Below are 14,954 nucleotides of genomic sequence, written 5' to 3'. Positions count from 1 at the left end.
CTGTCATGCAGGCACGTCGCAAGGTGTACGTGGAAGGGTCACGCCCGGACGTCCGGGTGCCGTTCGCCGAGGTGACGCTGACCGGGGACAACCCGCCGGTACGGCTCTACGACACCTCCGGTCCCGGCTCCGACCCGGAGGTGGGGCTGCCCGCGCTGCGTGGTCAGTGGATCGCCGAGCGCGGCGACGTGGCCCCGGTACGCGGCGCCGGCACGCCGCTGGCGGGTGTGGAGGGGAAGCGGCCGACGCAGCTCGCGTACGCCCGGGCCGGGATCGTCACTCCGGAGATGGAGTTCGTGGCGGTCCGGGAGTCGGTGGCGCCGGAGTTCGTCCGGGACGAGATCGCGGCCGGGCGGGCCGTGCTGCCGCTCAACGTCAACCACCCCGAGTGCGAGCCGGCCATCATCGGCAAGGCGTTCCTGGTGAAGGTCAACGCCAACATCGGCACCTCGGCTGTCACCTCGTCGGTGGCCGAGGAGGTGGAGAAGCTGACCTGGGCCACCCGGTGGGGCGCGGACACCGTGATGGACCTGTCCACCGGCAAGCGCATCCACGAGACCCGCGAGGCGATCGTGCGGAACGCGCCGGTGCCGATCGGCACGGTGCCGATCTACCAGGCGCTGGAGAAGGTCGGCGGCGACCCGGTGAAGCTCAGCTGGGAGGTGTTCCGCGAGACCGTCATCGAGCAGGCGGAGCAGGGCGTCGACTACATGACCGTGCACGCCGGGGTACTGCTGCCGTACGTGCCGCTGGCGGTGGACCGGGTCACCGGCATCGTGTCGCGGGGCGGCTCGATCATGGCGGCCTGGTGCCTGGCGCACCACGAGGAGAACTTCCTCTACACGAACTTCCGGGAGCTGTGTTCGCTGCTCGCGAAGTACGACGTCACGTTCTCCCTCGGTGACGGCCTGCGCCCCGGTTCCATCGCGGACGCCAACGACGAGGCGCAGTTCGCCGAGCTGCGCACGCTCGGTGAGCTGACGAAGGTCGCCTGGGAGTACGACGTCCAGGTGATGATCGAAGGCCCCGGGCATGTGCCGATGCACAAGATCAAGGAGAACGTGGACCTCCAGCAGGAGTGGTGCCACGAGGCGCCGTTCTACACGCTCGGCCCGCTGACCACCGACGTCGCGCCCGCGTACGACCACATCACCTCCGCGATCGGCGCGGCGATGATCGGCATGTTCGGCACCGCGATGCTCTGCTACGTCACCCCGAAGGAGCACCTCGGGCTGCCCGACCGCGACGACGTGAAGGCGGGCGTGATCGCGTACAAGATCGCCGCGCACGCGGCCGACCTGGCCAAGGGGCACCCCGGCGCGCAGGCGTGGGACGACGCGCTGTCCAAGGCCCGGTTCGAGTTCCGCTGGGAGGACCAGTTCAACCTGGCGCTGGACCCGGAGACCGCGCGGGCGTACCACGACGCGACGCTGCCCGCCGAGCCCGCCAAGACGGCGCACTTCTGCTCGATGTGCGGGCCGAAGTTCTGCTCCATGAAGATCACGCAGGAGTTGAAGGACTACGCGGCGCGGGGCATGCGCGGCAAGTCGGAGGAGTTCGTCGCCTCCGGGTCACGGGTCTACCTGCCGCTGGCGTGAGCGAGGCCGGGGGCGGGTCGCTTCCGGCCCGCCCCGGGCCGCCGTTCACTCGCGGTGGTGCCGCCCGGTACGCAGCGAGCGGGCGTCGTCGGCGTTGTCGTCCGAGGCGAGACCGGCGACCCAGTCCACGTACTCGTCGTCGGCCTCGGCACCCGGCTCGGCCGTACGGTCGGCCGGCTCCGGGTCGCCCTTGGCCCGGTTGCGCCGGAACAGGCCGCGCCGGGTCTTCGGCTTCCCGCCGGACGCGTCGGCGTCGTCCGGTTCGGCGTGCCGCCCGCGCCGGGAGTCCGCCTCCGTCTCCGCGGCGGCGGCCTCGGGCAGCGCGGCACCCGCCTCGCCCGGTGCGGCGGTCGCCGCCTCGGGCCGGGCGACAGGTCTCCCCGCCTCCGGCCGGGCGAGCGGCCCCGCCGGGCGGGCGTTCGTGGCGAGCGCGTCCCATCCGGTGCTCGCACCCGGCTCGGGCAGGCCACGGTGGCGGGGGCGCGGCGCCGGCTCGGCCGGGGCGGACGCCTCCGCGTCGTCCCGGGCCGGTGCGTCCGGTTCGGTGGTGGCGCGGTGCGGGCGGGCCGCCGGGGTGATCGGCCAGGCCGGGCGTACCTCGCCGGGCGCTCCGGTGACGTCCTCGAACATCGGGAACCGGGGCCGGGACGACGGGGTCGGCGCCGGGTCGTCGAAGAAGAAATTGCGTCCGGGACGCCCGGTCGGTGCGACATCCGCCGTGGGGGCATCGGTGCGGGGAGCCGGGCTGCTCGACGTCGTCAGCGGGGCGTCGGCCGGGCTGCTCGGCATCGTCGACCTGGCGTCGGCCTGCTCGATCGGCGTCGTCGGCGCGACGTCGGCCGGGCCGGAGCCGGGGGAGGCCGGGCCGGTGGCACGCGGTCCGGCCTTCGGGGCGCGGGGGCGCCGGGAGCGGGTGGAGCGGCCTGTGGCGCCGGTGTCTCCGGTGGCCTCGGCCGGTGGCGCGGCGGGGGTGTCGCTGTCCGCGTCGGCCGTGACCGGTCCGGCGAGTGGGCCACTGTCAGTACGCGGGCCGGGAACGTGGCCCTCGGCGGTGCCGCCGGTGGCCGGTGACGTGGCTTCCGAGGTGGTGCCCGCAGCGGCGCTCGGGGAGGCGGCATCCGCTGGGCGGGGTGCTGTGGCGTCGGCGGGTGCCGTCGATCCGTCGGTGGTGCCGCTGGACCGGCTGGCGCGGGTACGGCGCGGCCGGGTCACCCGTGGCGCGGTCGCCGCCGCTTCCTGGGGCGGTTCCGGTGCGGCATCGTCCGTGCCGGCTGCCGAGCCGGTGCCCGAGGCGGCCTCGCTGTCCGGGACGCCGGTCGCCTGCCCGGACGTTGCATCGGCAGGTTCGGCACCGGCAACGGCCCGGTCGGCGGTGCCTGCGCGGTCCGTGGTGACCGCCTCGCCGGTGCCGCCCGCGTGGGCGGTGCCCATGTCCGTGCCCGGACCCGTGCCCATGTCCGTACCTGGACCCGGGACCGGGACCGGGTCGGGGCGGCCCGCGGCGAGGACGTCGATGGCCGAGGTCCGGCGCCCCGGGGGCAGCAGACCCGGCATGGGCTGGCCGTGGCCCGTGTCGGCGACGGCCGGGCGCTCACCCGCCGGCCGTTCCGCAACGGCCGGCTGATCGACGGCGGGCAGATCCGCGAGGGCCGGCCGGCCGGCGGCGGGAAGATCGGTACCGGCCGGGGACGTCGCCGTGGCCGAGCCGCCGGGCTCCGGCCAGTTCCAGTGCGCCGGCGCGGCGGCGCCGCTCGTCACCGGAGGCGCGGGCGGGGCGGCCGGGACGCCCGGAGTGGACGAGTGCGGCAGCGGCGCGAGGATGTCGGTGGCCTCGACGGCGTCGGGGTCACCGGTGGCGGTGACCGGCCGGGGCAGCACTGTGGTGGCGGTCGAGCCGAGCGCACCGGCGATCACGGCGATCAGCGCGCCGTAGTAGGGCGCGACCTGGTAGCGGTCGGTCGCCGAGCCGGGACCGGCGGTCAGGTAGGCGAACGCGACGAGCACCGGGCCGGCCGCCCCGGCCGCGCCGCCCACCAGCGGCGGCCATCCGGCCCGGCGGGCGAGCACGCCGACCGCCCCGCCGGCCAGCAGCGTGAGCACCGGCAGCAGCAGCATGGACAGGCGTTGCGCCGCCTCCGGATCCAGCCAGGAGGGTTCGAGGACGCCGAGCCGTACCGTGGCCAGCGGCCGGCTGGACACGATCGTGGGCGCGACGGAGAGCAGCGCCATCAGCCAGACGATCCCGGCGGTGACCGCCACGCCCCAGCCGAACGGCGGCTTGAGCAGGACGGCGATCGCGGCGCCCGCTCCGACCACCGCGCCGAGGGCGGCGCAGATGCCTGCGGCCCAGACCGGGTCGACGGATCCGCCCAGCTCGGCCGCGCGGGCCGGTTGCATGCACAGTGGGGCGACCACCGTCGCGCCCAGCGCGCTGACGCCGGCGATGGAGAGCAGTTCGGTGGTGCCGCCGGGACTGTCGTCGCGACGGGCGAAGCGCTCGGTGAGGACGGCTCCGGCGACCGTGGCGACAGCGGCGAACCAGCCCACCCAGACGAGCTGGGCGGGCCACCGGTTGACCGAGACGTCCACGAACGCGCCGTCGAGGCGTACGACTCCGAAGCCGTACGCGATCCCCAACTGGCCGGCCCCGGCCAGCACGCTCACCCCGAGCGCCGTGAGCAGCAGCCTGCCCCACGTCCGAAAGGCCATGTCGGGCACGTTACGGCCCGGTGCCCCCGATCGCCACCTTGCCGCCGCGCGGCGCGGCGAACCTGCCGGTGTGGCTACTTCAGCTCGACCAGGCGCGCGAGGTAGGTGGTGTCGCCGACGTTCGTCAGCATGTGCACCGCGCCCGGGTCGCGGTAGACCACGCCGCCGGTCGGCTCGTCGGCGTCGATGGTGGTGCCGTCGATCGTCTGCACCACGTTCTTGGCGCCCTGGATCGCCACCACCAGGTACGGGTGGTCGTGGCGGTGCAGCGGCTGCCGCTCACCCGGCTCCAGCCGGATGTGCCAGACGCGTACGCGGTCGTTCTCGTACACGATCTCCTGGCCCACCGGGCCGAGTTCGAGGTCGGCGGAGAGTTCGGTCATCGTGGTCCGTCCAGTCGGGGGAGCACCTCGGCGGCGATGAGCTCCACGTGGTCGAGGTCGTCGAAGTCGATCAGGCGCAGGTGCACCCGGGTGGCCCCGATCGCGGCGAACTCGCCGATCCGGTCGACCAGCTGGGCGGGGGAGCCGACCACCGGGTCCTCCGGCGGCAGCGCGCTCGTGACGTGCAGCGGCGCGGCCCGGCGCTGCGCCTCGGCGTCGGTGCGTCCGATCGCCACCACGATGCCGGCGGAGAGCGTCAGGGGCGCGCGGCCGGAGGCGTCCCGCCCGGCGCGGTCGCACGCCTCCCGCACCCGCTCGTACGCGGCGGCGGTCTCGGCCACGCTCTTGAACGGCATGTTGAACTCGTCGGCGTAGCGGGCGGCCAGCTCGGGGGTGCGCTTCGGTCCCCGGCCGCCGACGATCACCGGCGGGCCGGGCTGCTGCACCGGCTTGGGCAGCGCGGGCGCGTCGACCAGCCGGTAGTGCTCACCGGTGAAGCTGTACGTCTCGTCGGACGGGGTGCGCCACAGCCCGGTGACGATCTCCAACTGCTCGGCGAGCCGGTCGAAGCGCTCGCTGACCGGCGGGAACGGGATGCCGTACGCGGTGTGCTCGCGCTCGTACCATCCGGCGCCGATGCCCAGCTCGACCCGGCCGCCGCTCATCCGGTCGACCTGGGCGACCATGACGGCGAGCGGCCCGGGAAGCCGGAACGTGGCGGACGTGACGAGCGTGCCGAGCCGGATCCGGGAGGTCTCCCGGGCCAGCGCGGCGAGCGTCAGCCAGGCGTCGGTGGGGCCGGGCAGCGCCGGCTCGTCCCCCATGGCCCGGTAGTGGTCGGCCCGGAAGAAGCCCTCGAAGCCGGTCTCCTCGACCAGCCGGGCGAACCGGAGCTGGTCGTCGTAGTCCGCACCGCGGTGGGGTTCGGTGAACACCGAGACCCGCATGGTCACCGGCCTCCCACGGGTACGCCGGGGGCGTCCCGCTCCATCAGCAGTTCGTGCAGCTCGGCGCTGATCCGCGCGACGTCTTCCAGGTGCTCGTGGCGGCCCAGCGTGCGCGGCCGGGGGACGTTCACCTCGACCACCTCGCGGATGCGGCCGGGGCGCGGGCTGAGCACGACGACCCGGTCGGCGAGCAGCACCGCCTCGTCGATCGAGTGGGTGACGAAGACGATCGTCGCCTTCGTCTCCATGTGCACCCGCTGGAGTTCGCCGGAGAGTTCCTCGCGGGTGAGCGCGTCGAGCGCGGAGAACGGCTCGTCCATGAGCATCACCCGGGGCGAGCCGATCAGCGACCGGCACAGCGACACGCGCTGCTGCATGCCGCCGGACAGCTCGTGCGGGAGGCGCTTCTCGAAGCCGCCCAGCCCGGCCATCTCCAGCAACTGGCGGGCCCGGTCGCGGTGCTCGGCGCGGCGCCAGCCGAAGATCTCCACCGGCAGCAGCACGTTGTCCAGCACCGAGCGCCAGGGCAGCAGCGCCGGACGCTGGAACAGCATCGCCACGTCGCGGCGAGGCTTCGTGATCGGCGTACCGCCCACGGTGATCTCACCACCGGTGACCGGCAGCAGGCCGGCGATCATGCGCAGCAGCGTGGACTTGCCGCAGCCGGAGCGGCCGAGGACGGCGACGAACTCGCCTTCGGCGACGTCGAGGTCGATGCCGCGCAACGCCTCCACCCGCCCCGAACGGCCGTCGAAGGTGCGGGACACCCCGGACAGTCGGATCATCTTCCGCCGGCTCCCTTCCACGTCGTCCGAACGCGAGCCGGGCTAGCGTAGCGGACCGTGCCTATAGCACCGTCCGGGGTGGACGTCAGTCCGCTTTCCGTCACGCAACTTCGTTTCCGTTCCGCAACCGGGACGGCGGCGGCAGGTCATCTGGCTTCTCGTACGCTGTTGCGCGCGAAGAGTCCCCTCACGACGGTCCAGTCGGCCGAACCCACCTGCCGACCCCGTCGGACCCACGACCCGACCGGCGAAGAAGTCCTGGTCGGAAAGGACATGGTGCACTGATGAGAAGGCTGACCCGTACGGTCGCCGCCGCGGCTATGGCCACCGCCCTCGCCCTGGTGGGCGGCTGCAGCAGCGACTCGGAGAAGTCCGAGAGCGGCGGCGGCAACGGCGCGGCGCTGGAGAAGGTGACGTACCTCACCTCGTTCGGCAACTTCGGGCGTGACTCCTACGCCTGGGTGGCGAAGGACAAGGGCTTCTTCAAGGAGGCCGGTTTCGACGTCGACATCAAGCCCGGTCAGGGCACCGGCTCCGTGATCCAGACCATCACCGGCGGCCAGGCCGACTTCGGCCCGATCGACCTGACCGGTGGCATCCTTCAGCTCGGCAACGGCCAGGCGAAGGACTTCGTGGCGGTGGCCGCGATCCAGCAGCGCACCATGGCCGCCATCGTCACGGTCGAGGGCAAGAACATCGCCACGCCGAAGGACCTCGAAGGCAAGAAGCTCGCGGACACCCCGACGTCCGTCGTGCGCAACCTCTTCCCGACGTACGCCCGGCTCGCCGGCATCGACGGCAGCAAGGTGACCTGGGTCAACGGTGAGGCGCAGGGCCTGATCGGCATGCTCGGCTCGGGCTCGGTCGACGGCATCGGCCAGTTCGTCGTCGGCCAGCCGACGGTGGAGACGGTGACCAAGAAGAAGCCGGTCGTCCTGCCGTACAGCAACGTGATGCAGGACCTCTACGGCAACGCGCTGATCACCTCGTCGAAGATCGCCAAGGAGAAGCCGGAGATGGTGAAGAAGTTCACCGCCGCGCTGCTCAAGGGCCTGGAGTACTCGCTGGCCAACCCGGACGAGGCGGGCGAGATCCTGAAGAAGAACGTGCCGGCCGCCGTCCCGGCTGCGGCGTCCGCCGAGCTTCAGCTGATGGCCGCGTACGTCCGGTCGAGCAACTCCGGCACCGCGATCGGCACGCTGGACAGCGGCCGGGTCGCCAAGAGCATCGCGCTGCTCCAGGGCGCCGGTGCGCTGAAGCAGAACCTGACCCCCGACCAGATCATCGACTTCAACCTCGCGCCGAAGGCCTGACCGGTCCGCTCGGGCCAACGGGGGTGCGACCCGCCGGACACCCCGGTGGGGCGCACCCCCTTCCCGTGCCGGTCACACCGACCGGCGCAGAGAGGAGGACACGTTGACACAGTCGACCGAGGCCCGGCCGGAGGCGCCGCCGCGCCCGGCGGTCCGGCGCGGGATGGCCGTACGCCCGGCGGCGGTCGGATTGCCGGCGCTGGGACTGGTGATCGCGGTGGCGGCCTGGTGGCTGGTCACCTCGGGCCTGAGCCTGGTGCACCCGGCCGCGCTGCCCCCGCCGCAGGCGGTGGGGAAGTCCCTCGCCGGCACCACCGAGGTGCTGCTGCCCGCGCTGGGCATCACCACCTGGATGACAGTGTTCGGCTTCCTGCTCTCGTCGGCGGCCGGGGTGCTGATCGGGATGGCGCTGGCCGCCTCCCGCCGGGTGGAGCGGATGTTCGCGCCGCTGCTGGTGGCGGTGAACGCGGTCCCGAAGATCGCGTTCGGGCCGCTGCTCGTGGTCGCGGTGGGCTGGGGGCAGAAACCCATCCTGACCATGGTGTTCCTGCTCTGCTTCTTCCCGATCGTGCTCTCCACCGCCACCGGTCTGACCACCACCCCGGCGGACCTGGCGGAGCTGGGCCGGTCGCTCAACGCCTCGTGGTGGCAGTCGTTCCGCAAGGTGCGCTTCCCGGCGGCGCTGCCGCAGATCTTCGTGGGGCTCAAGGTGGCCATGCCGCTGGCCGCGATCGGCGCGGTGATCGGGGAGTTCTACTCCGACCGTCCGGGTCTGGGTTACCAGATCCTCCAGTACAACGGCGTCGGTGACACCGCGACCGCCTGGGCTGCGATCGTGCTGGTGGCGCTGATGAGCATCGTGCTCTACGCCGTCCTGAGCCTGGTCGAGCGGCTGGCCCTGCCCTGGGTGCGGGCCACCACCTCAGCCCGCTAGCCACTGACCCGAGAACCCGACGTCGACCGAGAATCCAGAAAGAAAACCTCAACCCACGGATGGCGGCCGACCACGACAGGCGTGGCCCCACCGCAACCGGCGCAGGGATCAAGCCTGACCGCCCGGAGCCGGTTGCGGTGGGGCCACGCCCCCAACAGTGACTAACCAGCGAGCCGCCAACGACCACCACGAGCCACGAGCGTCGTCAACGCCTGCGGCATCAACCCGGAGTGGTTGTCCGGCGTCATCCGGATCGGCCCGGACAGCCCGTCGAGCTGCGAGGTCTCCAGCACGTCACGCAGCGCGTCCCGGTCGACCTCGCCCGGCTCGCCGCCGGCCCGCTGCTCGGCGTCGGCGATCAGCTGGACCGCGTCCGCCGCGAACGAGGAGAAGCCGTTGTAGCCGCCGAACCGGGCGGTGTAGTCCTGGAACCACTGCCGGCGCGCGGCCTTCGCCGGGGTGGTGGCGATCACGTCGTCGATCACCATGGTCTGGGTGAAGATCAGCGTGGCCTCCTCGGTGGAGCGGGCCGACGGGCCGAGGAAGAGGTCGCCGGCGGCCGTGGCGTCGAAGAACAGCGAGCCGCGGAACTTGCTCTGCCGGGCGGTGGTGGCGGCGAGCGTCGCCTGCTCCGGCGTGGTCCACAGGACCAGGGCCTGCGGCTTGCGGGCGATCAGCTCGTTGATCTGCGTGCCGACCTCGGTGTCGGTGGCGCGCACCGACTCGTTGCCGACCAGCTTGACCGTGGTCTTGCTCAGTTCGCGGCGCAGGGCGGTGAGCCCTTCCTGGCCGTAACCCTCGGCGCTGTGCAGCAAGGCCACCTTGCGGACGCCGCGCCGGTCCAGTTCCGCGGCGAGCGCGGCGGCGCTGTCGGTGGCGTTCGGGGCGAGCTTGAAGACATATCGGCGCTCGGCCACCGGCTCGGTGACCGCGCTCGACGACGCGAGTGCGATCGTCGGAATGCGCTTCTCACCGATCGTGCGGGCCGCGCCGACGGCGCATTCGTTGCAACCGCCCATGATGACGGCGCTCACCCGTGAGTCACCGCTGAAATCATTGATGTTCCGCAAGGATTCCGCGGCGTCCGAGCGGTTGTCCTTGACCCGCAGATCGATCTTCCGGCCGCCCAGTGCGCCCGAGGCGTTCAACTGCTCGACCTTCAGTTCCAGAGCCCGTTGGTAGACCTTGCCGACCGGCGCCGAGGCGCCGGAGAGTTCCAGGTCGGCGGCGATCACGATCGGGCTGGTGTCCTGCGGTTCCCCGCCGATCCCGCAGCCGGTGAGCGTGGTGGCCAGCACGGCCGATGCGAGCGCCGCGATGCGCGCGGAGCGGATGGGGCTCAACTCAGTCCTCCAGGTGCGGCGCGGGCCGACGCCCGATCACCGCCGCTCGTCCGTCCTCAGTGGAGGAACGGGATTGGTTTGCCGTACGGTGTGCGCGAAGCCTGCAAAACCTTGCCAATGCCGGGGCCTGTGGTCAAGCCGGGCCGTCGAGTGCTGTTTCGGGACAGCCATCCCACATGCTGGGGACACGGAACATTAACTGACAATTACTGCACAGATGCGTGTGACCACTCTGGAGTGACATCCCCTGATCAGGGGGTCGGAGAAAAGAAGGTATTAGGTGATCGGATCACGGGTTGCGTCGACCGCGACCGTTTCCTGCCTCACCGCGGCTTCCCAAACAGGATCTCGTCTGATGAAATCGCGGCCGTGCCGCGCGTGGCGCTGGCCGCTGCACCAGGCACGGGTCAGCGGGTCACGCGTGGAAGAAACGACGGAGGCGATGTCGTGAGCACCGGACCTACGACCCTGCCCGGGAGCCCCAACGCCGAACAGCGGAATCGGCGCCGGCTCCTGCCCAGGCTGCGCGACGCGCGGATCCGCTCCAAGCTCGCCCTCATCCTGGTCGTTCCGGTCGCAGCTGTCATCGCGCTGGCAACTATCCGACTCATCTCGGTGGGCCAGGGCGCGTACGAGGCGGACCAGGTCCGGTCGCTGAGCGCGGTGTCGGTCGACATCGCGGCGCTCACCCAGGACCTGCACAAGGAGCGCATGGCGGCGGCGGTCTTCCTGGCCGACCCGAACCAGAAGCCGGACGCGTACAACCTGCGGGTGCGCCAGACCGACGAGCGCATCGCGGCGTACCAGGACGAGCGGGGCAAGCTCGGCGACGTGACGGGCGCGATCAGCAACCAGCTCAAGGTGATCGACGCCCACCTGTCCACGTTGAACGGCACCCGCCAGGAGGTGCTGGACCGGCTGCAGATGCCGGTGGCCGAGGCGAGCCTGCGCTACGGCATCGTGCTGGACGACCTGGTCGCGTACAGCGACGCCCTGGCCCAGCAGCCGGGCGCGGACAGCCTGGCCGACGCCCGCCGCGCGGTGGCCGCGTTCGCCCACGCCAAGGCCGAGGTGGCCGAGGAGCAGGCGGTGGCCTTCACCGCCCTCGACGGCGGAAGGATCGACGAGGAGCAGTTCTCGTCCTTCGTGGCCACGCTGACGGGTCAGCAGGAGGCGCTGCTCACCTTCTCCCGGTCCGCGACGCCGAGCCAGCGGGCCCTGGTGGACCGCACCGTCTCCGGTGACGCCGTCCAGCTCGCCGACCGGGTCGCGGGCGACATCTCCCGGTCCATCGGGCGTCAGGCGCTGGTCACCCGCGACGAGGCATCAGCCGCCATCGGCGCGGTCGACGACCTGATGCGGTGGGCCGAGATCCAGCTCCTGGACGACATGCTGGCCGACGCCGACGAGGCACGCGCCGACGTGATCCGGCAGGCGATCGTGGAGAGCCTGCTCGTGCTGCTCACGCTCGCGGTCGCGGTGACGCTCGCCGTGGTGCTCGCCCGCTCGCTCAACGACTCGCTGCGCCGGCTGCGCGAGGGCGCGCTCGCCGTGGCCAACCACGACCTGCCGGACGCGGTGAGCCGGCTCCAGAACGTCAACGCCATCGGTGACGGCGGTGTGGACGAGATCGTCCAGCAGGTACGGGATCCGATCAAGCTGAGCAACCGCGACGAGGTCGGTCAGGTGGCTGTGGCCTTCAACGTGGTCCACCGGGAGGCGGTCCGGGTCGCGGCCGAGCAGGCCGCGCTGCGGACGAGCGTCTCGGCGATGTTCCTCAACCTGGCCCGCCGCTCGCAGAGCCTGGTCGACCGGATGATCGGTGAGCTGGACGCGATCGAGCGTTCCGAGGAGGACCCGAAGCGGCTGGCGCAGCTGTTCGAGCTGGACCACCTGGCCACCCGGATGCGCCGCAACGACGAGAACCTGCTGGTGCTCGCCGGCGCCGACTCGGCCGTACCGCGTCGCGACGACGCGCTCCTGGCCGACGTGCTGCGCGCCGCGCAGTCCGAGGTCGAGCTCTACAACCGGATCGAGTTCGGCACCGTCGACACCGACATCTCGGTGGCCGCGCACGCCGTCAACGACGTCGTCCGGCTGGTCGCCGAGCTGCTCGACAACGCCACCCGGTTCTCACCGCCGAACACCACAGTGGTGGCCGACGGCCGCCGGATCCGCGACTACGTGCTGATCCAGATCGAGGACCGCGGTCTGGGCCTCAGCGACGACCAGCTCGACTCGCTCAACCGGCGGCTGGCCGCGCCGCCGACCGTCGACGTGGCCGCGTTCCGGCTGATGGGTCTGGCCGTGGTGAGCCGGCTCGCCTCCCGCTACGGGATCCGCGTCGAGCTGCGTCGCAACGTCGAGGGCGGCACAGTCGCCCAGGTCACGCTGCCGAACTCGACAGTGGTGCTGCCGGCCAACCGGGGCCAGGCCCCGCTGACCCGGCCGCGTCAGCCGCTCGCCGTCGAACAGTCGCCGCTCAGCCAGGTCGGCGCCGCCGACGCGCTGGCCGGCGCCGGGCGGGGCGCGGCCACGGCGACGCTCGCCGACCAGTGGCGCGGGGCGACCACCGCTCCGCCGTCGCGGTGGCAGACGCCCGGCGAGACGCGCGACACCACGCCCGTCGTACAGCTGGGTGGGGCGACCGGTGCGCTGCCCACCGTGGCGGCACCCGCTCCGGTGGCGGCGGCGCCCGCTACCGCGCCGGCTCCGGTCTCCGGAGCAGGCTGGTCGGCCGGGGGACCGACGGTGGCGTACCCCGCGCTCGACCCCCTGCCCAAGCGGACGCCGGGTGTCGAGACCGCGCAACCCGCGACCCAGGCCGCGCCTCCGGCCTACCAGCCGCTCGCGGCGGCGCCGGCGGTGGAGAGCACCCCGGCGACGCCGGTGGTGGCCCGGCCCGAGCAGCGGGCCGAGGCGCCGATATTCCGTGAGATGGAGGCGGTCTGGTTCCGTTCGCACGGAGAGGACGAGACCACCATCTTCACCCGTCCCACGTTCGACGAGCCGCCCGCGCCGGCACAGCCGGCGGTGGCGCCCCCAGCGGCGCCGGCGCGTCCGAAGCTGCCCACCCGTACCCCGGGGGCCCAGGCGTCGGGGCTGACCACGTCGACCGCGCCGTCCGCGTACAGCCCGCCGGAGGTGCCGTCCACGCCGCCGGCGGCCGCGACGCCGCCCCCGGCGCCACCCGCCGCCGCGCCCGCGCCCGCGCCGCCGATCGACCCGGAGGCCTGGCGTACGGCGGCCGACGAGGGCTGGTCCCGGGCCAGCCGTGCCGCGGAGCCCACCACCGGCGGCACCACCCGCTCCGGGCTGCCCAAGCGGGTGCCGCAGGCCCAGCTCGTGCCCGGCGGGATAGAGCCGAAGAGCGGCCGGGACCGCAGCCGGCGCACGCCGGACGAGGTACGCGGTCTGCTCTCCGCCTACCACCGTGGCGTCCAGCGGGGCCGTACGGCCGGCGCCGACCTGAACAGCACCTCGACCAAGGAGACGAACCGATGAACAGGCCGGCGGCCATGCAGGACATGGGGTGGCTTCTCACCAACTTCGCCGACAGCGTTGCGGGTATCGCGCACGTGGTGGCGGTGTCCGCGGACGGGCTGCTGCTCGCCTCCTCCCGGGACCTGCCCGGTGACCGGGCCGACCAGCTCGCCGCGATCACCTCCGGCGTGGTGAGCCTGACCGAGGGCGCGGCGCGGATGTTCAGCGCCGGCGGGGTGTTGCAGACCGTCATCGAGATGGACAGCGGCTACCTGTTCCTGATGTCCATCAGCGACGGCTCGTCGATGGCCGTCCTCGCGGCGCGCAGCTGCGACGTCGGCCAGGTGGGTTACGAGATGGCGCTGCTGGTCGAGCGGGTCGGCCAGGCACTGGTCCCGCTGCCGAGAGACGCGGTCCGGTCCTGATCGGACCGGGGAGCTGACGACCGGAGCCGGTGCGGCTCCGAACGAGGGGAGGTGATCGCGAGATGGACCCGCGACGTGATCCACGTGGCGCGCTGGTGCGGCCGTACGCGGTCACCCGGGGCCGCACCGAGCCGTTGCAGAACATCGCGCTCGAAGCGGTGCTGTCGAGCACGCCGACGCAGTCGGCCGAGGCGCGCTTCGCCGGGCACGACAAGTACCGCATCTCCTCGGTCTGTGAGGGCCGGGCGCAGTCGCTTGCGGAAATCGCCGCTTACACCCGGATGCCGCTGGGCGTCACCCGGGTGCTGGTCGCCGACATGGTGGCCGAGGGCCTGCTGACGCTACACACTGCCGCTCCCGCGACGGGTTTCGCGGCGCGGATGAACCTGCTTGGAAGGGTGCTAAGTGGACTTCGCGAACTATGACCCCGACGGGGTGAACCGCGGCCGGGAGATCATCTCCGCGAAGATCGTGATCGCGGGTGGCTTCGGCGTGGGCAAGACGACACTTGTCGGAGCGATCTCCGAGATCCAGCCGCTGACCACCGAGGCGCTGATGACAGCGGCCGGCGTGGGCATCGACGACGCGTCGAAGGTGCCGGGCAAGGAGACCACCACGGTCGCCATGGACTTCGGCCGTATCACCATGGCCGAGGACCTGATCCTCTACCTGTTCGGCACGCCGGGCCAGACCCGCTTCTGGTTCATGTGGGACGAGATCATCCGGGGCGCGGTGGGCGCGGCGGTGCTGGTGGACACCCGCCGGATCACCGACGCGTTCGCGCCGCTGGACTACTTCGAGAACCGCAAGCTGCCGTACGTCGTGGCGTTGAACCGCTTCGGCGACGCGCCGCACTACGAGCTGGAGGAGGTCCGGGAGGCGCTCGCCATCTCCCCGGACGTGCCGATGGTCCTGTGCGACGCCCGCCAGCGGGACTCGGTCAAGCAGGTGCTGGTCACGGTGGTCGAGCACGCGATGCTCCGCCTCCAGGCCGAGCACGGCTACCCGGCCTCGGTGGGCTGACCGCCTGCGGG

Annotated in this window: 12 protein-coding genes; 7 read left to right on the top strand and 5 right to left on the bottom strand. The window is 72.5% G+C overall.

What is annotated here, in order from left to right:
• Positions 1-5: 5 nt before the first annotated feature.
• A complete protein-coding gene (gene thiC, locus MICAU_RS27335) occupies positions 6-1,598 on the top strand; it encodes a phosphomethylpyrimidine synthase ThiC (RefSeq protein WP_013288597.1) in 1,593 nt (530 codons plus the stop codon).
• 45 nt (positions 1,599-1,643) lie between these two features.
• Here the strand turns inward: thiC and MICAU_RS27330 are convergent, their stop codons facing one another.
• The 4 genes from MICAU_RS27330 to MICAU_RS27315 all read right to left on the bottom strand — a co-directional run bounded on the left by MICAU_RS27330 (position 1,644) and on the right by MICAU_RS27315 (position 6,422).
• Positions 1,644-4,307: a hypothetical protein gene (locus tag MICAU_RS27330; protein WP_013288596.1), complete on the bottom strand. Its 2,664-nt coding sequence runs from the start codon at positions 4,305-4,307 to the stop codon at positions 1,644-1,646.
• A gap of 74 nt (positions 4,308-4,381) precedes the next feature.
• Complete coding sequence (locus tag MICAU_RS27325) at positions 4,382-4,690, bottom strand: cupin domain-containing protein (RefSeq protein WP_013288595.1); 309 nt, start codon at positions 4,688-4,690, stop codon at positions 4,382-4,384.
• Entirely contained in the window at positions 4,687-5,637 is a 951-nt protein-coding gene (locus MICAU_RS27320) for an LLM class F420-dependent oxidoreductase (RefSeq protein ID WP_013288594.1), read from the bottom strand. Before MICAU_RS27320 ends, MICAU_RS27325 begins: the two co-directional genes overlap by 4 nt.
• Before the next feature lie 2 nt (positions 5,638-5,639).
• The gene (locus MICAU_RS27315) at positions 5,640-6,422 is read right to left on the bottom strand and encodes an ABC transporter ATP-binding protein (protein WP_013288593.1); all 783 of its coding nucleotides are present in this window, start codon (positions 6,420-6,422) and stop codon (positions 5,640-5,642) included.
• Between the two features lie 284 nt (positions 6,423-6,706).
• On the opposite strand from MICAU_RS27315, the gene MICAU_RS27310 reads away from it, so the two are divergent.
• Positions 6,707-7,735 (top strand): ABC transporter substrate-binding protein, encoded by a 1,029-nt coding sequence (locus MICAU_RS27310; protein WP_013288592.1) that lies wholly within the window; start codon positions 6,707-6,709, stop codon positions 7,733-7,735.
• 163 nt (positions 7,736-7,898) lie between these two features.
• Positions 7,899-8,669: an ABC transporter permease gene (locus MICAU_RS27305; protein WP_244879790.1), complete on the top strand. Its 771-nt coding sequence runs from the start codon at positions 7,899-7,901 to the stop codon at positions 8,667-8,669.
• Positions 8,670-8,830: 161 nt separating this feature from the next.
• Here MICAU_RS27305 and MICAU_RS27300 read toward each other — a convergent pair whose 3' ends face one another.
• A complete protein-coding gene (locus MICAU_RS27300) occupies positions 8,831-10,012 on the bottom strand; it encodes an ABC transporter substrate-binding protein (protein WP_013288590.1) in 1,182 nt (393 codons plus the stop codon).
• A gap of 447 nt (positions 10,013-10,459) precedes the next feature.
• Between MICAU_RS27300 and MICAU_RS27295 the strand changes: the two genes are divergently transcribed.
• The 4 genes from MICAU_RS27295 (at position 10,460) to MICAU_RS27280 (ending at position 14,943) form a co-directional block, all read left to right on the top strand.
• Positions 10,460-13,516 carry a sensor histidine kinase gene (locus MICAU_RS27295; protein WP_013288589.1) on the top strand — a complete coding sequence of 1,019 codons (3,057 nt, stop codon included), beginning with the start codon at positions 10,460-10,462 and terminating at the stop codon, positions 13,514-13,516.
• Positions 13,513-13,920: a roadblock/LC7 domain-containing protein gene (locus tag MICAU_RS27290; protein ID WP_013288588.1), complete on the top strand. Its 408-nt coding sequence runs from the start codon at positions 13,513-13,515 to the stop codon at positions 13,918-13,920. Before MICAU_RS27295 ends, MICAU_RS27290 begins: the two co-directional genes overlap by 4 nt.
• A gap of 62 nt (positions 13,921-13,982) precedes the next feature.
• Positions 13,983-14,345, top strand: coding sequence for a DUF742 domain-containing protein (locus MICAU_RS27285; protein WP_013288587.1), 363 nt, complete (start codon positions 13,983-13,985; stop codon positions 14,343-14,345).
• Positions 14,326-14,943 carry a GTP-binding protein gene (locus MICAU_RS27280; RefSeq protein ID WP_013288586.1) on the top strand — a complete coding sequence of 206 codons (618 nt, stop codon included), beginning with the start codon at positions 14,326-14,328 and terminating at the stop codon, positions 14,941-14,943. Before MICAU_RS27285 ends, MICAU_RS27280 begins: the two co-directional genes overlap by 20 nt.
• The last annotated feature ends 11 nt before the right edge of the window (positions 14,944-14,954 follow it).

The sequence above is a fragment of the Micromonospora aurantiaca ATCC 27029 genome, from assembly GCF_000145235.1.
GTDB lineage: Bacteria > Actinomycetota > Actinomycetes > Mycobacteriales > Micromonosporaceae > Micromonospora > Micromonospora aurantiaca.
The sequence above is the reverse complement of the archived record's forward strand: the minus strand, read 5'-3'. Positions and strand labels throughout refer to the sequence as shown.